The 22,407-nt window shown below is 64.0% G+C and carries 21 protein-coding genes and 1 pseudogene; 19 read left to right on the top strand and 3 right to left on the bottom strand.

Translation table 11 applies throughout. The features are described 5' to 3' along the window. Nucleotides 1-91: 91 nt before the first annotated feature. The 14 genes from pyrH to F6X42_RS04070 all read left to right on the top strand — a co-directional run bounded on the left by pyrH (nt 92) and on the right by F6X42_RS04070 (nt 14,232). Nucleotides 92-805 carry a UMP kinase gene (gene pyrH / locus F6X42_RS04135; RefSeq protein WP_149668280.1) on the top strand — a complete coding sequence of 238 codons (714 nt, stop codon included), beginning with the start codon at nt 92-94 and terminating at the stop codon, nt 803-805. Between the two features lie 97 nt (nt 806-902). Further along, on the top strand, nt 903-1,463 hold the full coding sequence (gene frr, locus F6X42_RS04130; RefSeq protein ID WP_187632996.1) for a ribosome recycling factor: 561 nt from the start codon (nt 903-905) through the stop codon (nt 1,461-1,463). Between the two features lie 62 nt (nt 1,464-1,525). Then, entirely contained in the window at nt 1,526-2,308 is a 783-nt protein-coding gene (gene uppS / locus F6X42_RS04125) for a polyprenyl diphosphate synthase (RefSeq protein WP_187632995.1), read from the top strand. Beyond that, on the top strand, nt 2,302-3,123 hold the full coding sequence (locus tag F6X42_RS04120; protein ID WP_187632994.1) for a phosphatidate cytidylyltransferase: 822 nt from the start codon (nt 2,302-2,304) through the stop codon (nt 3,121-3,123). Before uppS ends, F6X42_RS04120 begins: the two co-directional genes overlap by 7 nt. Before the next feature lie 10 nt (nt 3,124-3,133). Beyond that, nucleotides 3,134-4,339: a 1-deoxy-D-xylulose-5-phosphate reductoisomerase gene (locus tag F6X42_RS04115; RefSeq protein ID WP_187632993.1), complete on the top strand. Its 1,206-nt coding sequence runs from the start codon at nt 3,134-3,136 to the stop codon at nt 4,337-4,339. Between the two features lie 7 nt (nt 4,340-4,346). After that, a complete protein-coding gene (rseP, locus tag F6X42_RS04110; RefSeq protein ID WP_187632992.1) occupies nt 4,347-5,741 on the top strand; it encodes an RIP metalloprotease RseP in 1,395 nt (464 codons plus the stop codon). A 68-nt stretch (nt 5,742-5,809) separates the two neighbouring features. Beyond that, complete coding sequence (bamA, locus tag F6X42_RS04105; protein ID WP_187632991.1) at nt 5,810-8,122, top strand: outer membrane protein assembly factor BamA; 2,313 nt, start codon at nt 5,810-5,812, stop codon at nt 8,120-8,122. A gap of 73 nt (nt 8,123-8,195) precedes the next feature. Continuing rightward, the gene (locus F6X42_RS04100; protein ID WP_026225318.1) at nt 8,196-8,717 is read left to right on the top strand and encodes an OmpH/Skp family outer membrane protein; all 522 of its coding nucleotides are present in this window, start codon (nt 8,196-8,198) and stop codon (nt 8,715-8,717) included. A gap of 64 nt (nt 8,718-8,781) precedes the next feature. After that, the gene (lpxD, locus tag F6X42_RS04095; RefSeq protein WP_187632990.1) at nt 8,782-9,897 is read left to right on the top strand and encodes a UDP-3-O-(3-hydroxymyristoyl)glucosamine N-acyltransferase; all 1,116 of its coding nucleotides are present in this window, start codon (nt 8,782-8,784) and stop codon (nt 9,895-9,897) included. A 185-nt stretch (nt 9,898-10,082) separates the two neighbouring features. Continuing rightward, nucleotides 10,083-10,547 (top strand): 3-hydroxyacyl-ACP dehydratase FabZ, encoded by a 465-nt coding sequence (fabZ, locus tag F6X42_RS04090; protein ID WP_187632989.1) that lies wholly within the window; start codon nt 10,083-10,085, stop codon nt 10,545-10,547. Nucleotides 10,548-10,647: 100 nt separating this feature from the next. Then, entirely contained in the window at nt 10,648-11,436 is a 789-nt protein-coding gene (gene lpxA / locus F6X42_RS04085) for an acyl-ACP--UDP-N-acetylglucosamine O-acyltransferase (RefSeq protein WP_187632988.1), read from the top strand. A 3-nt stretch (nt 11,437-11,439) separates the two neighbouring features. After that, a complete protein-coding gene (gene lpxB, locus F6X42_RS04080; protein ID WP_187632987.1) occupies nt 11,440-12,609 on the top strand; it encodes a lipid-A-disaccharide synthase in 1,170 nt (389 codons plus the stop codon). Beyond that, nucleotides 12,606-13,352, top strand: a complete 747-nt coding sequence (gene rnhB, locus F6X42_RS04075; RefSeq protein WP_187632986.1) for a ribonuclease HII — start codon at nt 12,606-12,608, stop codon at nt 13,350-13,352. The genes lpxB and rnhB overlap by 4 nt, the downstream gene beginning before the upstream one ends. A gap of 91 nt (nt 13,353-13,443) precedes the next feature. Next, nucleotides 13,444-14,232, top strand: a complete 789-nt coding sequence (locus F6X42_RS04070) for a TrmH family RNA methyltransferase (protein WP_187632985.1) — start codon at nt 13,444-13,446, stop codon at nt 14,230-14,232. A gap of 58 nt (nt 14,233-14,290) precedes the next feature. On the opposite strand, the gene ppsR is transcribed toward F6X42_RS04070, so the two are convergent. Next, nucleotides 14,291-15,106, bottom strand: coding sequence for a posphoenolpyruvate synthetase regulatory kinase/phosphorylase PpsR (ppsR, locus tag F6X42_RS04065; protein ID WP_187633209.1), 816 nt, complete (start codon nt 15,104-15,106; stop codon nt 14,291-14,293). A 512-nt stretch (nt 15,107-15,618) separates the two neighbouring features. On the opposite strand from ppsR, the gene ppsA reads away from it, so the two are divergent. From ppsA to F6X42_RS04050, 3 genes and pseudogenes are all read left to right on the top strand, one after another. Further along, nucleotides 15,619-18,021, top strand: a complete 2,403-nt coding sequence (gene ppsA / locus F6X42_RS04060; RefSeq protein ID WP_187632984.1) for a phosphoenolpyruvate synthase — start codon at nt 15,619-15,621, stop codon at nt 18,019-18,021. A gap of 118 nt (nt 18,022-18,139) precedes the next feature. Continuing rightward, nucleotides 18,140-18,586 (top strand): annotated as a pseudogene (locus F6X42_RS04055) (NfeD family protein); the annotation flags it as partial. Nucleotides 18,587-18,743: 157 nt separating this feature from the next. Continuing rightward, nucleotides 18,744-19,691: an SPFH domain-containing protein gene (locus F6X42_RS04050; RefSeq protein WP_187632983.1), complete on the top strand. Its 948-nt coding sequence runs from the start codon at nt 18,744-18,746 to the stop codon at nt 19,689-19,691. 112 nt (nt 19,692-19,803) lie between these two features. Here the strand turns inward: F6X42_RS04050 and smpB are convergent, their stop codons facing one another. Then, nucleotides 19,804-20,250 (bottom strand): SsrA-binding protein SmpB, encoded by a 447-nt coding sequence (gene smpB, locus F6X42_RS04045; RefSeq protein ID WP_013089686.1) that lies wholly within the window; start codon nt 20,248-20,250, stop codon nt 19,804-19,806. Between the two features lie 100 nt (nt 20,251-20,350). Between smpB and F6X42_RS04040 the strand changes: the two genes are divergently transcribed. Together F6X42_RS04040 and F6X42_RS04035 are read left to right on the top strand one after the other, a co-directional pair. Then, nucleotides 20,351-20,788 carry a type II toxin-antitoxin system RatA family toxin gene (locus F6X42_RS04040; RefSeq protein WP_187632982.1) on the top strand — a complete coding sequence of 146 codons (438 nt, stop codon included), beginning with the start codon at nt 20,351-20,353 and terminating at the stop codon, nt 20,786-20,788. Continuing rightward, nucleotides 20,785-21,117 carry an RnfH family protein gene (locus F6X42_RS04035; protein WP_187632981.1) on the top strand — a complete coding sequence of 111 codons (333 nt, stop codon included), beginning with the start codon at nt 20,785-20,787 and terminating at the stop codon, nt 21,115-21,117. The genes F6X42_RS04040 and F6X42_RS04035 overlap by 4 nt, the downstream gene beginning before the upstream one ends. 63 nt (nt 21,118-21,180) lie before the next feature. Here the strand turns inward: F6X42_RS04035 and F6X42_RS04030 are convergent, their stop codons facing one another. Further along, on the bottom strand, nt 21,181-22,167 hold the full coding sequence (locus tag F6X42_RS04030) for a DMT family transporter (protein ID WP_187633208.1): 987 nt from the start codon (nt 22,165-22,167) through the stop codon (nt 21,181-21,183). Nucleotides 22,168-22,407 lie beyond the last annotated feature (240 nt).

The following is a 22,407-nucleotide window of genomic DNA, read 5'->3' as shown; positions in this document are numbered from 1 at the left end:
TCGTCAATTTGGCGGCGCTTGCCCGAATCAGCATTTCACCCCTACATTAGTCCCTTGTTGTTGCCCTGTTCTGCGCGATCTGGATACCCCTATGCCCACTGCCTATAAACGCGTCCTGCTCAAACTCTCCGGTGAAGCTCTGATGGGCGACGATGCCTTCGGCATCAATCGCGCGACCATCGAACGAATGGTGGCGGACGTGGCCGAAGTGGTCCGTCTCGGAACGCAACTGGCCGTGGTGATCGGCGGCGGCAATATTTTTCGCGGCGTCGCGGGTGGCGCGGCGGGTATGGACCGCGCAACGGCCGACTACATGGGTATGCTCGCCACGATGATGAACGCGCTGGCGCTGCAGGATGCGATGCGCCACGCCGGCATCGAAGCGCGCGTGCAATCGGCGCTGCGCATGGACCAGGTCGTCGAGCCGTACATCCGGCCCCGCGCGATCCGCCAGCTCGAGGAAGGCAAGGTCGTAATTTTCGCGGCCGGCACCGGCAACCCGTTCTTCACGACCGACACGGCTGCTGCCTTGCGCGGCTCGGAAATCGGCGCCGAAGTGGTGCTGAAGGCGACAAAGGTGGACGGCGTCTATTCCGCCGACCCGAAGAAGGACTCGAGCGCGACCCGTTACACCACGATCAGCTTCGACGAGGCGATCGGCCGCAATCTGCAGGTGATGGACGCGACGGCTTTCGCGCTGTGCCGCGACCAGAAGCTGCCGATCCGTGTGTTTTCGATCGTCAAACCCGGTGCGCTCAAGCGAATCGTGCAAGGTGAGGACGAGGGCACCCTCGTCCACGTGTAAACTTCGTTTACATTACATGGGCTTTGACGCGAGCCCGGGCCGCCGCATCGCGCGTGCCGGGCGGCTCGCACCGTTTTGAAGGTTCGGAGGTTTAAAAATGTCTTTGGCTGATATCAGGAAGGGCGCTGAACAAAAGATGCAGCGCTCCATCGACGCGTTCAAGAACGACCTGTCGAAGATCCGCACGGGCCGTGCGCACACGGGCCTGCTCGATCATATCCAGTGCGACTACTACGGCTCGCCGGTGCCGATTTCGCAGGTCGCGAACCTGACGCTCATCGACGCACGCACGATCGGCGTGCAGCCGTGGGAAAAGAAGATGGTCCAGGTCGTCGAAAAGGCGATCCGCGAGTCGGACCTCGGTCTGAACCCGGCCACGCACGGCGACGTGATCCGCGTACCGATGCCCGCGCTGACCGAAGAGCGTCGCCGCGAACTGACCAAGGTCGTGCGCAGCGAAGCCGAAACGGCCAAGGTGGCTGTGCGCAACCTGCGCCGCGATGCCAATGAGCAACTGAAGAAGCTCGTCAAGGACAAGGAAATCTCGGAAGACGACGAGCGTCGTGCCGGCGACGACGTCCAGAAGCTGACGGACAAGTTTGTCGCCGAAATCGACAAGCTCGTCACGACGAAAGAAGCCGAGATCATGACGGTCTGACGCCGTTCGGCTCAGCACTTCCAGATTTCCACTTCTTTATTGGCATTACTGTCCCGACGGCCATGACCTATACCAGCTCAACCGTGCGCGTACCTGAAGTCGCCGCGGTGCCGCGACATATCGCGATCATCATGGATGGCAACGGCCGTTGGGCCACTCAGCGGCGTCTGCCGCGCGTCGCAGGCCATACGCGCGGCGTCGACGCGGTGCGGGCGGCCGTCGAGGCGTGCGCGCGGCGGGGCGTCGAATATCTGACGCTGTTCGCGTTCAGCTCGGAGAACTGGCGCCGTCCGAACGAGGAGGTGTCGTTTCTGATGCGCCTCTTCGTCACCGCGCTCGAGCGCGAGATCGGCAAGTTGCATGCGAACGGTATCCGTTTGCGCGTGGTCGGCGATCTCGAGCGTTTCGATGACAAGATCCGCGATCTGATCAAGCGCGCGGAAACCAAGACCGCGCGCAATACTCGTCTCACGCTGACCATCGCAGCGAACTACGGCGGCCGCTGGGACATCATGCAGGCCACCCGCAAGCTCGTCGAGCAAGCGGCGGCGACGGGCAAGCCGGTCGAGGTCAACGAGGACGCGTTCGCCGAACATCTGTCGATGGCTTACGCGCCGGAGCCGGACCTGTTCATCCGCACCGGCGGCGAGCGCCGAGTCAGCAACTTCCTGTTGTGGCAGCTCGCCTACACCGAGTTCTATTTCACCGACACGTTCTGGCCAGATTTCGACGCCGACGCGCTCGGTCACGCCATCGCTTCGTACGCCGAGCGGGAACGCCGCTTCGGACGCACCAGCGCTCAGCTCGAGCCGCAATCGCAGAACGCCGATTCGCTTCCATGCTAAAGACCCGTGTCATCACGGCGATCGTGCTGCTGGCAGTGTTTCTGCCTGTCACGCTGTTCGCGCCGGTCGGCGCGTTCGGCGCGCTGATCGCTTTCATCGTCGTGTTCGCCGCGTGGGAATGGGCGCGTCTGCTGAAGGTCGGCGGCGCGGGGCCGGTACTGTACGCGCTCGTCGCGGCACTGGGGCTCGTCACCAGCACGCGCGTGGGCATCGGCGCCGAGCATGCGCGGCGGTTCTACCAGGCTGCGGCAATTTTTTGGGTGATCGCGGGGCCGTTCGTGCTGCTGCGTAAGCCCGTGCTCGCGCAGGGCGCGTGGCGCGCCTTTCTGTTTCTTGCTGGCATCGTCGGCTTCATCGCGTGCTGGCATGCTCTCGTCGCCGCGCGCGTGCAGGGTGTGCCGTTCGTGCTGTCGCTGCTGCTATTGGTATGGCTCGCCGATATCGGCGCATACTTCTCCGGGAAGGCGTTTGGCAAGCACAAGCTGGCACCCGCCATCAGTCCGGGTAAAACCTGGGAGGGTGCGATCGGCGGCTGGCTGCTGGTCATAATCGTCGCGGCGACGGCGATCTTTTTGCACGCGTTCGAGCCGACCCTGTATTCTGCGCTGCTGGCGCAACTGGGCGCGCTGCGCACGTTGCTCGCGCTGACCCTGCTGGTGGTTTTCAGCGTGGTCGGCGATCTGTTCGAATCGATGATGAAACGCCAGGCCGGCGTCAAAGACTCGAGCGGCCTGTTGCCGGGGCACGGCGGCGTGCTCGATCGCATCGACGCGTTGTTGCCGGTGCTGCCGCTCGCCATGCTGTTGCTCGGCTAGAGAAAGAGATATGCAAAAACGTCTGACATTGCTCGGTTCCACGGGCTCGATTGGAGACAGTACGCTCGACGTGGTCGCGCGCCATCCCGAGCGGTTTTCGATTTACGCGCTGAGCGCGCATCGCAACGGCGACAAGCTGATCGCGCAATGCCTGCGCTTCGCGCCCGAAGTCGCGGTGGTCGGCGACGCCGACACGGCCGCGAAGGTCGCCGCGAAGCTGCGCGAAGCGGGCAGCAAGACCGAGGTCACGTACGGGCCTCAGGCGCTCGTCGACGTCGCGAAGAGCGAGGATTGCGACACGGTGGTCGCGGCGATCGTCGGCGCGGCCGGTCTCGCGCCGAGCCTCGCCGCGGCGCGCTCCGGCAAACGCATTCTGCTCGCGAACAAGGAAGCGCTGGTGATGTCCGGCGCGGTCTTCATGGACGCGGTGCGGGACAACGGCGCGGTGCTGCTGCCGGTCGACAGCGAACACAACGCGATTTTCCAATGCCTGCCGCGCGAAGCATCGCTGCATGGCGGCGTTGCGAAGATCATCCTGACCGCGTCGGGCGGCCCGTTCCGCACGCGCGAGCCGGCCACGCTCGTCGACGTGACGCCTGACGAAGCCTGCAAGCATCCGAACTGGGTGATGGGCCGCAAGATCTCGGTCGACTCGGCCACGATGATGAACAAGGGCCTCGAAGTCATCGAGGCGCACTGGCTGTTCAACCTGCCCGGCGAACGCATCGACGTGCTGATCCATCCGCAAAGCGTGATCCATTCGCTGGTGTCGTACGCGGACGGCTCGGTGCTCGCGCAACTCGGCAATCCCGACATGCGCACGCCGATCGCACACGCGCTCGCGTTTCCGGATCGCGTCGATTCGGGCGTCGCGCAACTCGATCTCGCGGAGATTGCGTCGCTGTCGTTCGAAAAACCCGACTACGCGCGCTTCCCGTGCCTCGCGCTCGCCATGAAGGCGCTGGCCGAAGGCGGCATCGCGAGCGCGGCGCTGAACGCCGCGAACGAAATCGCGGTGGAGGCGTTTCTCGCGCGCCGCATCGGCTTCATGGCGATTGCCGAGGTGGTCGACTCGGTGCTGGGCGCGTTGCCGAACCGCAGCGCTCACGCGCTCGACGACGTCATCGAAGCGGACGCCGCCGCGCGCCGCGCCGCGACCGAGTTGATCGCGCGTCTGCCCGACGGCGCCCGTCGCACGGAACGCGCCGTCCAGTGAGGCGCTTATGAACCTGCTGATCGAACTGCTCGCTTTCGCGGTTGCGATTGGCGTACTCGTGGTGGTCCACGAGTACGGGCATTACAGCGTCGCGCGTCTGTGCGGCGTGAAGGTGCTGCGTTTTTCGATCGGCTTCGGCAAGCCGCTCGTTCAGTGGGTCAGCCCGAAGACGGGCACCGAGTGGACGATTGCCGCGCTGCCGCTCGGCGGCTACGTGAAGATGCTCGACGAGCGCGAGACCGGCCCCGGTTCGATTCCCGACGCGGATCTGCCGCGCGCGTTCAACCGCCAGTCGGTGTGGCGGCGCTTTGCGATCGTCGCGGCCGGTCCGGTCGCCAATTTCCTGCTTGCGATCGTGCTGTTCGCGCTCGTGTTCGCGACTGGCGTGACCGAACCGGCTGCCGTGATCGCGACGCCCGCACCGAACACGCCGGCCGCGCTGGCGGGCTTCGAGGGCGGCGAGTCGATCGTCGGTGTGCGCACCGGCCATAGCGACGAGACCGAGCCGGTGCGGTCGTGGTCGGATCTGCGCTGGAAGCTGCTGGGCGCCGTGTTCGATCAGCAGCGCATCGTGCTCAGTGCAAAGGACGTGCACGGCACCTCCGATTTCCCGATGGACCTGCGCGGCATCGGTGAGAAGGACGTCGACGACGATCTGATGTCGCGCCTGGGCTTCGAGCCGGGCGGCGGCAAGCTGACGGTGGCGGGCGTGCAGGCGGGCAGCGCCGCGCAGAAGGCGGGCCTCGTCGCGGGCGACCGACTGCGCGCGATCAACGGCACGCCGACCGATAATGCCGCGGCCTTCATCGCTTATGTCAAATCGCACGCCGGCGTGCCGGTCACGCTGCGGGTGGAGCGCGGCGGCCGCGGCGGTCATGCGGCGGGCGCGCTCGAAGACATCACGATCGTGCCGCAACTGCAGCGCGATGCGGCGAGCGGGCAGCAGATCGGCCGCATCGGCGCGGAACTGGCGACCCAGGTGCCTTCGATCGACGTGCGCTACGGACCGCTCGAAAGCCTGCGCCTCGGCGCACGCCGCACGTGGGACCTCGCCGTGTACTCGGTGCGGATGTTCGGCCGGATGATCGTCGGCGAGGCATCGCTGAAGAACCTGTCCGGACCGGTGACGATTGCCGACTACGCGGGAAAGAGCGCACGTCTGGGTCCTTCCGCGTTTCTGTCGTTCCTGGCCCTTGTCAGCATTAGCCTCGGCGTGCTGAACCTGCTACCGATTCCGGTATTGGACGGGGGTCATCTGTTATATTATTTGGTTGAAGCTGTGACCGGTAAAGTTGTCTCCGATCGCTGGCAACTCGTTTTTCAGAGGGCGGGTCTTGCCTGCATCGTCGCGTTGTCGGCGATTGCGCTGTTCAACGATCTTGCTCGTTTAATCCATTTTTAAAGTGTCCGGCGGCGTTCACGAGGGCGGCCCGCCAGGCCTGATGCAGCTATACACACTGGGGAAGCACGTTGTTCAAACCTCATCGCTTTGGTCCAAAGACGGTTATAGCCGCGGCGTTCGCCGCGCATGGGCTGGTTGCTCACGCAACGACGCCCTTCGTGGTGCAAGACATTCGCATTGAGGGATTGCAACGCGTCGAACCGGGCACCGTGTTCGCGTACCTGCCCATCAAGCAAGGCGATACCTTTTCCGACGACAAGGCGTCCGAAGCGATTCGCGCGCTGTACGCGACGGGCTTCTTCAACGACGTCAAGATCGCGACCGAAGGCAGCGTGGTCATCGTGCAGGTGCAGGAGCGTCCGGCCATCGGCACGATCGACTTCGCCGGCATCCACGAGTTCGACAAGGACAACCTGATCAAGGCGCTGCGCGCGGTCGGGCTGTCGCAAGGCCGTTACTACGACAAGGCGCTCGTCGAAAAGGCCGAGCAGGAACTGAAACGCCAGTATCTGACGCGCGGCTACTACGCGGCCGAGGTCACCACGACGATCACGCCGATCGACCGCAACCGCGTCGGCATCCTGTTCTCGGTGGCCGAAGGTCCGAGCGCGAAGATCCGCCAGATCAATTTCATCGGCAACAAGACGTTCAGCACCGGTACGCTGCGCGACGAAATGCAGCTGTCCACGCCGAACTGGTTCTCGTGGTACACGAAGAACGACCTGTACGCGAAAGACAAGCTCACTGGCGACCTCGAGAACGTCCGCTCGTACTACCTGAACCGCGGCTACCTTGAGTTCAGCATCGAATCGACCCAGGTGTCGATTTCGCCGGACAAGAAGGACATGTACCTGACGGTCACGCTGCATGAAGGCCAGCCGTACACGATTTCGAACATCCGCCTTGCCGGCAATCTGCTCGACCGCGAAGCGGAGCTGAAGAAGCTGGTCAAGATCAAGCCGGGCGACCGCTTCTCGGCCGAAAAGCTGCAGGCCACCACGAAGGCGATCGTCGACAAGCTCGGCGAGTACGGTTATGCGTTCGCGACCGTCAACGCGCAACCGCAGATCGACCAGAACAACCATACGGTCGACCTGACGCTGCAGGTCGATCCGAGCCGCCGGGTGTACGTGCGCCGCATCAACGTGGTCGGCAACACGCGTACGCGCGACGAAGTGGTGCGCCGCGAAATGCGCCAGCTCGAAAGCTCGTGGTTCGATTCGAACCGCCTCGCGCTGTCGAAGGACCGTATCAACCGTCTCGGCTACTTCACCGATGTTGACGTGACCACGGTGCCGGTCGAAGGCACGCCCGACCAGGTCGACATCGACGTGAAGGTCGCCGAAAAGCCGACCGGCGCGATCACGCTTGGCGCGGGCTTCTCATCGACGGACAAGGTGGTGCTGTCGGCGGGTATCTCGCAGGACAACGTATTCGGCTCCGGCACGAGCCTCTCGGTGAACATCAATACCGCGAAGACGTACCGTACGCTGACGGTCACGCAGGTCGACCCGTACTTCACGGTGGACGGCATCAAGCGGATCACCGACGTCTACTACCGCACGTACCAGCCGCTGTACTACTCGACCGATTCGAGCTTCAAGATCGTCACGATGGGCGGTGACCTGAAGTTCGGCATTCCGTTCTCCGAAGTCGACACGGTGTACTTCGGCGCGGGCTTCGAACAGAACCAACTGGACGTCGATGCAAACACGCCGGCTTCATATAAGCAATACGTGACTGACTTCGGCCGGGTTTCGAACAACGTGCCGCTTACGGTTGGCTGGTCGCGTGACGCGCGCGATAGCGCGCTCGTGCCTAGCCGCGGCTACTTCGCGCAGGCGAACGCAGAATATGGGACGCCGATCGGCGGCACCCAGTACTACAAGGCCGACATCAACGCGCAGTACTATTACTCGTTTGCGCGCGGCTTCGTGCTGGGCTTCAACTTCCAGGGCGGCTATGGTAACGGCCTTGGCGGCAAGCCTTATCCTATCTTCAAGAACTACTACGCGGGCGGTATCGGTTCGGTCCGCGGTTATGAGCCGAGTTCACTGGGTCCGCGCGACAAAACGACCGGCGACCCGATCGGCGGCTCGAAGCTGCTGGTGGGCAATATCGAGTTGACGTTCCCGCTGCCAGGCACCGGTTATGACCGTACGCTGCGTGTGTTCACGTTCCTGGACGCTGGTAATGTCTGGGCCGACGCGAGCACGGCAGCGACGTCGACTGGCGCGAACGGCCTGCGTTACGGCTACGGTGTGGGTCTCGCGTGGATCTCGCCGATCGGCCCGCTCAAGCTGAGCCTTGGCTTCCCGCTCACGAAGCACACTGGCGACCAGTACCAGAAGTTCCAGTTCCAGATCGGGACGGCGTTCTGATCTGGCGGCGGGTGCTCCCGACGGCCGGCTGCGGCGGCCGGCCCGGCCAAACTACAGTATCGAGAGGATGACTTTGCTAACCGGTATGTTTTCGAAACGTGTAGCGTGCGCATTGGCGCTGGCAATGACCCTCGGGGTCGGCATGGCGCACGCGCAGGAGGCGAGGATCGCCGCGGTGAATTCCGACCGCATCCTGCGCGAATCGGCGGCGGCGAAAGCCGCGCAGCTGAAGCTCGAGGCCGAATTCGCGAAGCGGGACAAGGATCTTGCCGACATGGCGCAAAAGCTCAAGTCGATGTCCGATGCACTCGACAAGAATGGCGCGACAATGTCGGCGACCGATCGCGCGCAGAAGCAGCGCGACCTGTCGCAGCTCGACTCGGACTTCCAGCGCAAGCAGCGTGAGTTCCGCGAAGACCTGAACCAGCGGCGCAACGAGGAACTCGCGGCGGTGCTCGATCGCGCCAACAAGGTCATCAAGCAGATCGCCGAAACGCAACACTACGATCTGATCGTGCAGGAAGCGGTGTACGTGAGTCCGCGCATCGATATCACCGACCAGGTGCTGAAGGCGCTGGCGGCATCGGGCAATTAAGGGCGCGCATGGTCGCCCGGCGCGCGCCCTCGCAATGATTGAACAGGCTAGAGACAGGATAGGCATGGCATTTTCGCTCGAGGACATCGTCCAGCGGTTCGGCGGTGAGGTAGTCGGTAACAGGGCGCAGCGCGTGAGCAGTCTTGCGCCGCTCGACCAGGCAGGCCCGGACCAGTTGGCGTTCCTCGCCAATCCGAAGTATCTGTCGCAGGTCGAAACGACCCGCGCCGGCGCGGTGCTGATCAATGCCGGCGACCTCGCGAAGCTCGCCTCGCGCGAAGCTCGAAACTTCATCGTCACGCCGAATCCCTATGCTTACTTTGCGCGCATCGCGCAAACCTTCATCGACCTCGCCTCGCCGAAGGCGTTGCCAAGCGTGCATCCAAGCGCAACCATCGATCCTTCCGCGCAGGTCGCCGCGAGCGCGGTGATCGGCCCGCGCGTCACCGTGGAAGCGGGCGCGGTGATCGGCGAGCACGCGCGGCTCGACGCCAACGTCGTAATTGGCCACGGCACGCGCGTCGGTGCGAACTCGCATCTGTATCCGAACGTGACCGTGTACCACGGCTGCAAGCTCGGCGAGCGCGTGATCGTGCACGCCGGCGCGGTGATCGGCTCGGATGGCTTCGGCTTTGCGCCCGATTTCGTCGGCGAGGGCGACGCACGCACCGGCCGCTGGGTCAAGATTCCGCAGGTCGGCGGTGTGTCGATCGCGAGCGACGTCGAAATCGGCGCGAACACCACGATCGACCGCGGCGCGATGGCCGACACGATCATCGAGGAGTGCGTGAAGATCGACAATCTCGTACAGATCGGCCATAACTGCAAGGTCGGCGCGTACACGGTGATCGCGGGCTGCGCGGGTATCGCGGGCAGCACGACGATCGGCCGTCATTGCATGATCGGCGGCGCGGTCGGCATCGCCGGACACGTGACGCTTGCCGATCACGTGATCGTCACCGCGAAGTCGGGCGTGTCGAAGTCGCTGCTGAAGCCAGGCATGTACACGAGTGCGTTCCCGGCCGTGAACCACGCGGACTGGAACAAAAGCGCCGCGCTGCTGCGCAATATCGACAAGCTTCGCGATCGCATCAAGGCCCTGGAGAACGTCACGGCCGACAAGGCCGGCACCAATGCCACTGACGGCGCCGCAGGTCAACCCGCAGGCAACAAGAGCTGACAGTTATCCCGGCGGCCCACAGGCACCGCGTAAAATAGCGGGCGAGCATCATGAAGCAAAGCCGGTGGCCGTGACCGGGTGGCACGGCCACCGGTCATCAGAGGCGCCGGTCGCGCGCGTTTTCAACCCACCTGCACCAGCATCCGCAGTCATCATCGCGCAGTCAATGCGTGAGCAGAAACACCATGAGCACCGAAAAAATCAATCTCGACATTCATAAGATTCTCACGCTGCTGCCGCATCGTTATCCGATCCTGCTGGTCGACCGGGTGCTCGAACTCGAACCGCACAAGAGCATCAAAGCGTTGAAGAACGTGTCGATCAATGAGCCGTATTTCCAGGGGCATTTCCCGACGCGGCCGGTGATGCCAGGCGTGCTGATCCTCGAAGCGCTCGCGCAGACCGCGGCGCTGCTGACGTTCTCGGAAGAGCCGAGCGATCCGTCGAACACGCTGTATCTGTTCGTCGGCATCGACAACGCGCGCTTCAAGCGCGTGGTGGAGCCGGGCGATCAGTTGATGCTGAACTGCACGTTCGAGCGTCACATGCGCGGCATCTGGAAGTTCAAGGCGCGCGCCGAAGTGGATGGTGTTGTCGCGGCGGAAGCCGATCTGATGTGCGCGGTGCGCCACACGGACAAAGACGCGTAAAGCCGGCGTCCGGGCAGGTCGCGGCGCGGCACGGCACGCGCGCGGTGGGCCCGGCGGCAAGTCCATCCAGACAACGCAACAGAATGAGAAGCGAGGACGCATGAGCAGGATCCATCCCACTGCGATCATCGAAGCGGGCGCGCAGCTCGACGAAGCCGTCGAAGTCGGGCCCTATGCCGTGATCGGCGCACACGTGACGATCGGTGCGCGCAGCACGGTCGGCTCGCACAGCGTGATCGAAGGCTATACCACGCTCGGTGAAGACAACCGCATCGGCCATTACGCATCGGTCGGCGGCCGTCCGCAGGACATGAAGTACCGGGACGAGCCGACCCGGCTCGTGATCGGCAACCGCAACACGATCCGCGAGTTCACGACGATCCACACCGGCACGGTGCAGGACGCGGGCGTCACCACGCTCGGCGACGACAACTGGATCATGGCCTACGTGCACATCGGTCACGACTGCCACGTCGGCAGCAACGTGATCCTGTCGAGCAACGCGCAGATGGCCGGCCACGTGACGATCGGCGACTACGCGATCATCGGCGGCATGTCGGGCGTGCATCAGTTCGTGCGCATCGGCGCGCATGCGATGCTCGGCGGCGCGTCGGCGCTCGTGCAGGACGTGCCGCCCTACGTGATCGCCGCGGGCAACAAGGCCGAGCCGCACGGCATCAACGTCGAAGGGCTGCGCCGCCGCGGCTTCTCGGCCGACGCGATCTCGGTACTGCGCACCGCGTATCGCGTGCTGTACAAGAACGGCCTGTCGCTCGAAGAAGCGAAGGTGCAATTGAAGGAACTGGGTTCGGCCGGCGGTGACGGCGACGCGCCGGTGCAGACGCTGCTCGCGTTCGTCGAAGCGTCGCAGCGCGGCATCATCCGCTGACCGATGACGTTGCCACTCAATCCGCTGCGTGTCGCGATGGTGGCCGGCGAGCCGTCCGGGGACTTGCTCGCCGCATCGCTGCTCGACGGTCTCGCCAGCCGGTTGCCGGCCGCCACGCAATACTATGGCATCGGCGGTCCGCGCATGATCGCCGCGGGCTTCGACGCCCACTGGCCGATGGAAAAGCTGACGGTGCGCGGCTATGTCGAAGCGCTGCGGCACATTCCTGAAATCCTCGGCATCCGCAACGAGCTGAAGCGTCAGCTGCTCGCCGAGCCGCCGTCAGTGTTCGTCGGCGTCGACGCACCCGATTTCAATTTCGGGCTCGAGCACGCTTTGCGCGACGCCGGGATTCCAACCGTACACTTCGTTTGCCCGTCCATCTGGGCGTGGCGCGGCGGGCGCATCAAGAAGATCGCCAAGGCGGTTGACCACATGCTGTGCGTGTTCCCGTTCGAAACCGCGCTGCTCGAAAAGGCGGGTGTCGCGGCGTCGTACGTCGGGCATCCGCTGGCCGACCAGATCCCGTTCGAACCCGACACACCCGGCGCGCGCCGCGCGCTCGGTCTCGCGGAAAGCGGACCGGTGATCGCGGTGCTGCCGGGCAGCCGGCGTTCCGAGATCGAGCTGATCGGCCCGACGTTCTTCGCCGCGATGGAGATGATGCAGCACCAGGAGCCCGGCGTGCGCTTCGTGATGCCGGCCGCGACGCGCGCGTTGCGCACGTTGCTGCAGCCGCTCGTCGATGCGCATCCGGGTCTCGCGCTGACCATCACCGAAGGCCAGTCGCAACTCGCGATGACCGCCGCCGACGCGATCCTCGTGAAGAGCGGCACCGTCACGCTCGAAGCCGCGCTGCTGAAAAAGCCGATGGTGATTTCGTACAAGGTGCCCTGGCTGACCGGCCAGATCATGCGTCGCCAGGGGTATCTGCCGTACGTTGGCCTGCCGAACATCCTGGCCGGGCGTTTCGTGGTGCCGGAGATCCTGCAGCACTTCGCGACGCCGCAGGCGCTCGCCGAGGCGACGCTGAAACAGTTGCGCGACGAAGCGAACCGGCGCACGCTGACGGAAATCTTCACGGAGATGCATCACGTGCTGAAGCAGAACACCGCGCAGCGGGCGGCCGAAGTCGTGGCGAGCGTCGTCGAGCAGCGGGCGGGGCGGCCATGACCGCCGCGCGCGCGTCTCTGCGCAAGACCGCGGCCGCCGTTCGGGTGGTTGCGCAGGGCGGCCTGAACTTCGAGAGCGTCGACGACATCGTCTGCGGCGTCGACGAAGCCGGGCGCGGGCCGCTGGCCGGTCCGGTCGTCGCGGCGGCGGTGATTTTCAATCCGGCCAAACCGATGATCCGCGGCCTCGACGATTCCAAAGTGCTGAGCGCACTCAAGCGTGAAGCGCTGTACGACAAGATCGTCGAGCGTGCGCTCGCGTACTGCATCGCGTCGGCGACGGTCGAGGAAATCGATTCGCTGAACATCCTGCACGCCACCATGCTCGCGATGAAGCGCGCGGTCGAGGGCCTGTCGGTCGTGCCGACGCTCGTGAAGGTCGACGGCAACCGTTGCCCGACGCTCAGCATCCGCAGCGAGGCGGTGATCGGCGGCGACGCGCTGGTGAAAAGTATTTCGGCGGCGTCGATTCTTGCAAAGGTCGCGCGCGACCGCATGCTGGTCGAACTGCACCAGACCTATCCGATGTACGGCTTCGACGCGCACGCCGGTTACGGCACACCGCAGCATCTCGCGGCGCTGCGCGAGCATGGGCCGTGCGAGCATCATCGGCGGTCGTTTGGGCCGGTGCGCGAAGCGCATCTGCGGTTCGGCACAGGCGTGCCGTTACCGGCGGCAGACGCCGTCATCGTGGCCGACGCGCTGCTCGACGACGATGCGTTCGGCGAAGCCGGCCTCGCGTGAGCGACCCGTAAGCGCGGCTCAGGCGCGCTCCGCGCTCGCGTGCCGTTGATTGCCGCTGATTCCTTTTCCCTTCTCACCGCCTTCGCTGCCTGTGAAAGCCATCACCTCGCGGGACAATCCGCTCTACAAGCGCCTGAAGGCACTGGCCGGCTCAACGCATCAACAGCGCCGCAGCGGCCATGCGCTACTCGAGGGCTTCCATCTCGCGAGTGCGTATCTCGACGTCGCCGGTCAGCCGGAGCTATGCGTCGTCACCGACGGTGCGCTGCGTCACGACGAAGCGCGGGCAATCGTGTCGCGCATCGACGAGCATCGGCTCGTGACGCTGCCGGATGCGCTGTTCGGGCAGTTGTCGAATGTCGTGCATGGGGTCGGGATTGTGCTGCTCGTCGACAAGCTCGATGCGCCGTTGCCCGAACGCGTCGAGCAAAACTGTCTAGTGCTCGACGGCGTGCAGGACGCGGGCAACGTCGGCTCGATTCTGCGCAGCGCGGCGGCTGCGGGTATCGGGCACGTGTTCTGCGCGCCGGGCACCGCATACGCGTGGTCGTCGAAGGTGCTGCGCTCGGGGATGGGAGCGCACTTCCTGTTGCAGATTCATGAGGACGTCGAAGCGGATGCGCTGATCGAGCGCCTCGCGGTGCCGATCGTGATCACCGATTCGCACGGCGCCGAAGCGATCTATGACAGCGACCTGAACAAGTCGCTCGCGTGGGTGTTCGGCAACGAAGGGGCGGGCGTGTCGCAGGCGTGGCGCGATGCCGTGTCGTTGCGCGTGACGATCCCGCAGCCGGGGGGGATGGAGTCGCTGAACGTGGCGGCCGCGGCGGCGGTCTGCGTATTCGAGCAATGCCGGCAGCAGCGCGGGTGCCAAAACTAGACGCGGCTGGCGTCGCCGGGTCCTCGATCAGGCAACGCCATGCTTGCCCGGCTGTCCGTCAATACGACGACCGATCCAGTTTGATCTCCTGCAGGATCGTGGTCGCGATCTCCTCGATCGACTTGTGCGTCGACGATAGCCACTTGATCCCCTCGCGCCGCATCATCGCTTCCGCTTCGTTGATCTCGTAGCGGCAGTTTTCCAGCGCCGCATACTTGCTGCCCGGCCGCCGCTCGTTGCGGATTTCCGACAACCGCTGCGGATCGATCGACAACCCGAACATCTTCTGCCGATGCTCGAGCAGCGGCGTCGGCAGCTTGCCGCGTTCGAAATCTTCGGGAATCAGTGGATAGTTCGCCGCTTTCACGCCGTACTGCATCGCCAGATAAAGGCTCGTCGGCGTCTTGCCGCTGCGCGACACGCCGACGAGAATCACGTCGGCGTCTGCGAGATTGCGGTTCGATTGGCCGTCGTCGTGCGCGAGCGAGAAATTGATCGCCTCGATCCGGTTCTTGTACTCCTCGGTGTCAGCGTTCTGGTGGCCGCGGCCCATCGCGTGGCTCGACTTCAGTTCCAGTTCCTGCTCGAGCGGCTCGACGAAGGTCTGGAACATGTCGAGTACGAGCGCGTTCGAATCCTTGACGATCTGATTCGACGAGCTATCGACCAGCGTGGTGAATACGATCGGACGACGGCCGTCCTGCACGACCGCTTCGTTGATCTTTTCGAGCGTCGCATAGGCCTTCTCGGTCGAGTCGACGAAAGGCACGCGGACCAGGCGGAATTTCTGGTCGAACTGGGAGAGGATCGAATGCGCGAAGGTTTCGGCAGTAATCCCGGTACCGTCTGAGACGATGAATACGGTGGGCGGCATCAGTGGGGCTGTGAACGTGAAAGGCAAATGAGCCGGAAAGCGCGAGCGCGACAACGCGCTCGAATCAAACCGCGCGGCGGCGGGCGTCACGCTCGCGTCCGCGCGGGCGGTCTCGCAAAAAGCCCGCTGGCTCGGTCGGGGCGCGATTCGAGGCGCATTTCTCGACCGACTGCCACATTTCAGGAGTCGGCACGGTAGAATAGCGGCAACCTGTTGGATAAGCAATTGCAGGCGATTGGCCGCTAACTTGCCGCGAACGGTCGTTCAACGTCACGCTACCTAATGGCAACATGCGTTGAACGCAACAGATCGAGCGGTAAGTCCGTTCAACCGCGTTCTTTGGCGCGTCCGCCTCGTGCTCCGCGGCCGGCGCGCCATGCAACGCATCTCCGCTGTCCAGACGATTGCTTATCTAACAGGTTGCGCAAGACACGGGGTCGAGCTTCCTACGGGCTGCCCGTGTTCAAGCCCACTTGCACAGCCGTGAATTTCTTTCACACTTAGGGGCTTGTATGACTAACGCAGTTACCGTCGCAAAGGACAAGGCGTATGTAGTTCCGTTCGAGCAGTTGCGGATGACCGACGTGGAAATCGTCGGCGGCAAGAACGCGTCGCTGGGCGAGATGATCAGCCAGCTCGCCGAAGCCGGCGTGCGCGTGCCGACCGGCTTCGCGACCACCGCGCTCGCGTTCCGTGACTTCCTGCAGCACAACGATCTGACCGAACGCATCGCCAAACGTCTCGAGACGCTCGACGTCGACGACGTGAAGGCGCTCGCCGAAGCGGGCAAGGAGATCCGTCAATGGATCGTCGACGCGCCGCTGCAGCCGCAGCTCGAGGCTGACATTCGCGCGGGGTTCGACACGCTGCAAAAGAGCTCGCCCGAAGAGCTGTCGTTTGCCGTGCGTTCATCCGCGACCGCGGAAGACTTGCCGGACGCATCGTTCGCCGGTCAGCAGGAAAGCTACCTGAACGTGGTCGGCATCGACGACGTGCTCGATCGCATGAAGCACGTGTTCGCGTCGCTGTACAACGACCGCGCGATCTCCTATCGCGTCCACAAGGGCTTCACGCATGCTGAAGTCGCGTTGTCCGCGGGTGTGCAGCGCATGGTGCGCTCGGATGTCGGCGCCGCGGGCGTGATGTTCACGCTCGATACCGAATCCGGTTTCAAGGATGCTGTCTTCATCACGTCGAGCTATGGCCTCGGCGAGACCGTCGTGCAGGGCGCGGTGAATCCGGACGAGTTCTACGTCTTCAAGACCACGCTCGCGCAGGGCAAGTACCCGATCATCCGCCGCTCGATCGGCTCGAAGCTGATCAAGATGGAGTTCACGAAGCCGGGCGAGCCGGGCCGCGTGAAGACCATCGACGTCGCGCACGAGCAGCGCAACCGCTTCTCGATCACCGACGAAGACGTGATCGAGCTTGCGAAGTACGCGGTCATCATTGAGAAGCACTACCAGCGTCCGATGGACATCGAGTGGGGCAAGGACGGCCGCGACGGCAAGATCTTCATCCTGCAGGCGCGTCCCGAGACCGTGAAGAGCCAGGGCGGCGGCAAGGCCGAGCAGCGCTTCAAGCTGAAGGGTCAGTCGAACGTGCTGGCAACGGGCCGCGCGATCGGTCAGAAGATCGGCGCGGGTCCGGTGCGGGTGATCCACGATCCGTCGGAGATGGACCGTGTGCAGCCGGGCGACGTGCTCGTCGCGGACATGACCGACCCGAACTGGGAGCCGGTCATGAAGCGTGCGTCGGCGATCGTCACGAACCGTGGCGGCCGCACCTGCCACGCGGCGATCATCGCGCGCGAGCTGGGCGTACCGGCCGTGGTCGGCTGCGGCGACGCGACCGACATGCTGAAGGACGGCGCGCTCGTCACCGTGTCGTGCGCTGAAGGCGACGAAGGCAAGATCTACGACGGCCTGCTCGAAACCGAAATCACCGAAGTGCAGCGCGGCGAACTGCCGCCGATTCCGGTGAAGATCATGATGAACGTCGGCAATCCGCAACTCGCGTTCGACTTCTCGCAACTGCCGAACGCGGGTGTCGGTCTCGCGCGTCTCGAGTTCATCATCAACAACAACATCGGCGTGCACCCGAAGGCGATCCTCGAGTACCCGAACGTCGATCAGGACCTGAAGAAGGCGGTCGAAAGCGTCGCGCGCGGTCACGCGTCGCCGCGCGCGTTCTACGTCGACAAGCTGACCGAAGGCATCGCGACGATCGCGGCCGCGTTTTATCCGAAGCCCGTCATCGTGCGGATGTCGGACTTCAAGTCGAACGAGTACAAGAAGCTGATCGGCGGTTCGCGCTACGAGCCGGACGAGGAAAACCCGATGCTGGGCTTCCGCGGCGCGTCGCGCTATATCGCGGAAGACTTCGCCGAGGCGTTCCAGATGGAATGCGTCGCGCTGAAGAAGGTGCGCGAAGAGATGGGCCTGGACAACGTCGAGATCATGGTGCCGTTCGTGCGTACGCTGAAGCAGGCGGCGCGCGTGGTCGAATTGCTCGGCAAGTTCGGCCTGAAGCGCGGCGAGAAGGGCCTGCGTCTGATCATGATGTGCGAAGTGCCGACGAACGCGATCCTCGCGGAAGAGTTCCTGCAGTACTTCGACGGATTCTCGATCGGCTCGAACGACCTGACGCAGCTCACGCTCGGCCTCGACCGCGACTCGGGCATGGAACTGCTCGCGGTCGATTTCGACGAGCGTGATCCAGCGGTCAAGTTCCTGCTCAAGCGCGCGATCGAAACCTGTCTGCGTCTGGACAAGTACGTCGGTATCTGCGGCCAGGGGCCGTCGGATCATCCGGACTTCGCGCAATGGCTGACGGACCAAGGCATCAAGTCGATTTCGCTGAACCCGGACACGATCATCGATACGTGGCAACAGTTGGCGAAGTCGAAGCAGTAACTCGCGAGCTGCCGCATGCCGCTTCGCCCGCGGCATTCGGCATGCGTCAAAGGCACGCCCGCTTCGTGCTATAAACACCCCGGTAGATCCGGGGTGTTTTTGCTTTGTGGAGGTCGACGTGGCGCCTGGTGGACTGTTCTGGTGGATCGGAGCGGGTGTGCTTGTCGTGCTGGAGTTGATGAGCGGCACCTTCTATCTGTTGATGATCGCGTTCGGCTTGGTTGCGGCCGCGCTTGCACGGATTGCCGGCGCTGGGACCGATCTGCAGTTCGGGGTGGCGGCGCTGGTCGCGCTCGCGGCAGTCGTGATGCTCAGACGCTCGCGCTTTGGCCGCCGCAAGCGCGAGCAGGCGTCGCGCAATCCGGACGTCAATCTGGATATCGGGCAGACGCTGAACGTGCCGGCCTGGCAGGGGCGCAAAGCACGCGCGACCTATCGTGGCGCGGCATGGGACGTCGAGCTGGCTGCGGGCGAACCGGAAGACGCGCAGGTCTACGAGATCAGGGAATTGCGCGGCAGTTGCCTCGTTGTCGTCGCGAGCCGGCAACCGAAGGCGCGCGCGAGCGCGACCTGGCGATCTGAACGCGGGCGTTGGGTGCGATGTTCGCAACACACGCGCTCATCGACATCTTTCACAAAGCGAAGCACTAGCGCCTAAGCTGAAAACGCAGGCCCGACCAACCTGCGCACAACTATTCGAATCAGAATCGGAGGGTAGCGAAATGGATTCAACCATCGTCGGGGCAATGCTGTTGATCGTCGTGATCGTGCTCGCGTCGCAGACCATCAAGATCGTGCCGCAGCAGCATGCGTGGGTGCTCGAGCGCTTCGGCCGCTATCACGCGACACTGACGCCGGGTCTGAGCTTCGCGTTGCCGTTTGTCGACCGGGTCGCATACAAGCATGTGCTGAAGGAAATTCCGCTCGAGGTGCCGAGCCAGGTCTGTATCACGCGCGACAACACGCAGCTTCAGGTCGACGGCGTGCTGTATTTTCAGGTCACCGATCCGATGAAGGCGTCGTATGGATCGAGCAACTTCGTGTTCGCGATCACGCAGCTGTCGCAGACCACGCTGCGCTCGGTCATCGGCAAGCTGGAACTCGACCGGACCTTCGAAGAGCGCGATTTCATCAATCACAGCATCGTGTCGGCGCTCGACGAAGCGGCCGCGAACTGGGGCGTCAAAGTGCTGCGCTACGAGATCAAGGACCTGACGCCGCCAAAGGAGATCCTTCACGCGATGCAGGCGCAGATCACCGCCGAGCGCGAGAAGCGCGCGCTGATCGCAGCATCGGAAGGGCGCAAGCAGGAGCAGATCAATATCGCGTCGGGCGGCCGCGAGGCGGCGATCCAGAAGTCGGAGGGCGAGCGTCAGGCGGCGATCAACCAGGCACAAGGGCAGGCCGCGGCGATTCTGGCCGTGGCCGAGGCGAACGCGCAAGCGATCCAGAAAATCGCGGCGGCGATCCAGCTGAACGGCGGCATGGACGCGGTGAATCTGAAGGTGGCCGAACAGTACGTGAACGCGTTCTCGAACCTGGCGAAGCAGGGCACGACACTGATCGTGCCGGGCGACATGTCGAACATGAGTTCGATGATAGCGTCGGCGCTGACCATCGTGAACAAGGGCAAGGCGGCAGCGGAGCCGCCGCGCAGTGACTTGCGTTGACGAATTGAGCAATGAGCGCGCAATGAATGCGCAATGAGAGCGCGACGTAAAAGCAAATGGCCCGCACATCGATGTGCGGGCCATTGTTGCGTGAGCCGGAAACGAATCGCGCTTAGGTCGGCGAGCGCATCAAGCGCGCCTTCTCGCGTTCCCAGTCGCGCTTCTTCTCGGTCTCGCGCTTGTCGTGCATCTTCTTGCCCTTAGCGAGGCCGATCTCGCATTTGACGCGACCGTTCTTGTAGTGAAAATTCAGCGGCACCAGCGTGTAGCCGCGCTGCTCGACCTTGCCGATCAGCTTGCTGATTTCCTCGCTATGCAGCAGCAACTTGCGCGTGCGCACCGGGTCGGGATGGATGTGCGTCGACGCTTCGGGCAGCGGGCTGATGTGCGTGCCGATCAGGAACAGCTCGCCGTTGCGGATCACCACGTAGCCTTCCTTGATCTGGCCGCGCCCTGCGCGCAACGCCTTGACCTCCCATCCTTCGAGCACGAGTCCTGCCTCATAGCGTTCCTCGACCGAATAGTCGTAGAAGGCTTTTCTGTTGTCGATAATGCTCATGAATGGAAAGTGCCCAACTCGTTTAAAATCACCATTTTAGCAAAGCGGGGCAAGGAAAGCCCGCGGCGCTCGTCCACCCTTGCCACGCGCTGTTCAATTTATGGCAGATGTCCAGAAAACCGTGTTGATTCGCCATTCGGCGGAGCAGATGTTCGATCTCGTCACCGACGTCGACGACTACCCCAACTTCCTGCCATGGTGCGGGGGCATCGAAATTCGTCATCGGGACGACACCAGCATGGAGGCGAAGATCGATATCAACTTCAAGGGCATCAAGCAGCATTTCGCCACGCGCAACTCGATGGAGCGCCCCACGCGCATCGACATGGAATTCGCCGACGGTCCGTTTCGCAAGTTCACCGGGTTCTGGCGCTTCACGCCGCTGCGCGCCGATGCGTGCAAGATCGAATTCGCGCTGCACTACGAGTTCACCAGCATCCTGCTCGAGAAGATCATCGGGCCAGTGTTCAATCACATCGCCAATACCTTCGTCGAATCCTTCGTGAAGCGCGCCAATCAGCGCTATGGTCAGGCATGAGCGCGCGGCTATCGGTTGAGGTCTGCTATGCGCTCGCCGGTGAGCAGGCGCTGATTCCGGTCGAGTTGCCCGCGGGCGCGACGCTGCAACAGGCGATCGACGCGAGCGGGATTCTGCGGCGTTTTCCGTCGATCGATCTGAACACGCAGAAGGTGGGCGTGTTCGGCAAGCTCAAGCCGCTCGATGCGGTGCTGGCCGACCATGATCGCGTCGAGATTTACCGCCCGCTGCTGGTTGATCCGAAAGTGTCGCGACAACGCCGCGTCGAAAAGACGCGCAAGGCGGGGTCGATCGAGGGGCGGCGCTGGCTCAACAAGGATTCGCGGTAGGCGAGGATTGCGGTCGCGGCTTTGCTCTGCGCCCGCCGCCAGTTTCCGATCTCGTCACTCACATCAAGGCGTCGACGTCCGCGCCTTATCCTCCATCCGCTCGATGCGCGCCGCGCCCGACGAATCGTCGTCCGAATGCCGGCGCACCGACCACCAGACCCCCGCGACCAGCAGCAGGATCGCCGCCAGTTCGAGCGGTCGCGGCAGGCGCTCGTCATAAATGAACGCGTAGAGCAGCGCGAAGAGCGTCTCGAACACGATCATCTGGCCGGACAGCGTCAGCGGCAGCCGTTTTGCCGCGGCATTCCACAGGCCGTTGCCGAGCCACGACGCGCCGATCGCGAGCACCAGGTTCAGCAGCCAGAACGTGTGCCAGCGCGCGTCGGCCAGTTCGCCCAGCGGGCCGCCCGACGGCAGTACCGCGACCACGAGCCACAACGCGCCGCCGAGCGCGCCCGTCACGACGCCCCATAGCACCGACCACTCGTTGCCGCTGAAATGCCTCTGACGCTGCAGGTAGCGGGCGTTCTCGACCGCGAACCAGGTCCAGCAGATCAGCGCGCCGACCGCGCAGGCCATGCCGAGCAGGCGCGTCGCGACGCTCACCGGCGTCGCGCCGGCCACCGTCAACACATCGATATTGATGCAGACGATGCCCGCCATCACCGTCGCCAGTGGCCATGCGAGGCGCGCGAGCGGTACCGCGCCGTGATCGCGCCGGCCCGCCAGCGTCACCGTGACCGGCAGCACGCCGACGATCAGCGAGGCCGGCGCGATCCCGATCAGGTGCACGGCGGCCGTCAGCAGCAGGTAATAGACGATATTGCCGGCGAGCGCGAGCTTCACGAGCGCGATCAGATCCTCGCGGGTCAGCCGTTTGGCGAGCGAGCCCGCGATCGGCAGCGCCGCGGCGAGCGACACGACGCCGTACATCGAGTAGCGGCCGGCGACGAGCAGCAGCGGGGAGAAGTCGGGCAGCACCCGCGGCACCAGAAACACCATGCCCCACAAGGCTCCGGCCATGACCCCGTATACGACACCGCGCTGCATCGACTGCCCCTGCTGGAAAACCTGGAATGGTCGGGAGAGTAGCGGCTTTGCGCGCGGGGCGTCTTGTTCGATCCTGCATTCGGGCCGATCCATCAGGGGCAGCGCCGCGGATGGCCGCCGGCTCTTCCCCGATTTCGCCGCCGAACGCGCAAACGAAAACCGATCGAACGAGACGCGAACGGGCAAGCGAAATCGGCGCCTGCCGGATCGGTAGAAAATCGTCTGAAATTCGCTAAGCTG

It is taken from the genome of Paraburkholderia podalyriae (genome assembly GCF_014397785.1).
GTDB lineage: Bacteria > Pseudomonadota > Gammaproteobacteria > Burkholderiales > Burkholderiaceae > Paraburkholderia > Paraburkholderia podalyriae.
Note: the sequence above shows the minus strand (reverse complement) of the source record. Positions and strands in the feature narration are given on the sequence as shown.

What these genes read in the sequence shown, in the direction of transcription:
- pyrH (WP_149668280.1), top strand. Translation starts at nt 92, where the DNA reads ATGCCCACTGCCTATAAACGCGTCCTGCTCAAACTCTCCGGTGAAGCT.
- frr (WP_187632996.1), top strand. Translation starts at nt 903, where the DNA reads ATGTCTTTGGCTGATATCAGGAAGGGCGCTGAACAAAAGATGCAGCGC.
- uppS (WP_187632995.1), top strand. Translation starts at nt 1,526, where the DNA reads ATGACCTATACCAGCTCAACCGTGCGCGTACCTGAAGTCGCCGCGGTG.
- F6X42_RS04120 (WP_187632994.1), top strand. Translation starts at nt 2,302, where the DNA reads ATGCTAAAGACCCGTGTCATCACGGCGATCGTGCTGCTGGCAGTGTTT.
- F6X42_RS04115 (WP_187632993.1), top strand. Translation starts at nt 3,134, where the DNA reads ATGCAAAAACGTCTGACATTGCTCGGTTCCACGGGCTCGATTGGAGAC.
- rseP (WP_187632992.1), top strand. Translation starts at nt 4,347, where the DNA reads ATGAACCTGCTGATCGAACTGCTCGCTTTCGCGGTTGCGATTGGCGTA.
- lpxD (WP_187632990.1), top strand. Translation starts at nt 8,782, where the DNA reads ATGGCATTTTCGCTCGAGGACATCGTCCAGCGGTTCGGCGGTGAGGTA.
- fabZ (WP_187632989.1), top strand. Translation starts at nt 10,083, where the DNA reads ATGAGCACCGAAAAAATCAATCTCGACATTCATAAGATTCTCACGCTG.
- lpxA (WP_187632988.1), top strand. Translation starts at nt 10,648, where the DNA reads ATGAGCAGGATCCATCCCACTGCGATCATCGAAGCGGGCGCGCAGCTC.
- lpxB (WP_187632987.1), top strand. Translation starts at nt 11,440, where the DNA reads ATGACGTTGCCACTCAATCCGCTGCGTGTCGCGATGGTGGCCGGCGAG.
- rnhB (WP_187632986.1), top strand. Translation starts at nt 12,606, where the DNA reads ATGACCGCCGCGCGCGCGTCTCTGCGCAAGACCGCGGCCGCCGTTCGG.
- ppsR (WP_187633209.1), bottom strand. Translation starts at nt 15,106, where the DNA reads ATGCCGCCCACCGTATTCATCGTCTCAGACGGTACCGGGATTACTGCC.
- ppsA (WP_187632984.1), top strand. Translation starts at nt 15,619, where the DNA reads ATGACTAACGCAGTTACCGTCGCAAAGGACAAGGCGTATGTAGTTCCG.
- F6X42_RS04050 (WP_187632983.1), top strand. Translation starts at nt 18,744, where the DNA reads ATGGATTCAACCATCGTCGGGGCAATGCTGTTGATCGTCGTGATCGTG.
- smpB (WP_013089686.1), bottom strand. Translation starts at nt 20,250, where the DNA reads ATGAGCATTATCGACAACAGAAAAGCCTTCTACGACTATTCGGTCGAG.
- F6X42_RS04040 (WP_187632982.1), top strand. Translation starts at nt 20,351, where the DNA reads ATGGCAGATGTCCAGAAAACCGTGTTGATTCGCCATTCGGCGGAGCAG.
- F6X42_RS04035 (WP_187632981.1), top strand. Translation starts at nt 20,785, where the DNA reads ATGAGCGCGCGGCTATCGGTTGAGGTCTGCTATGCGCTCGCCGGTGAG.
- F6X42_RS04030 (WP_187633208.1), bottom strand. Translation starts at nt 22,167, where the DNA reads ATGCAGCGCGGTGTCGTATACGGGGTCATGGCCGGAGCCTTGTGGGGC.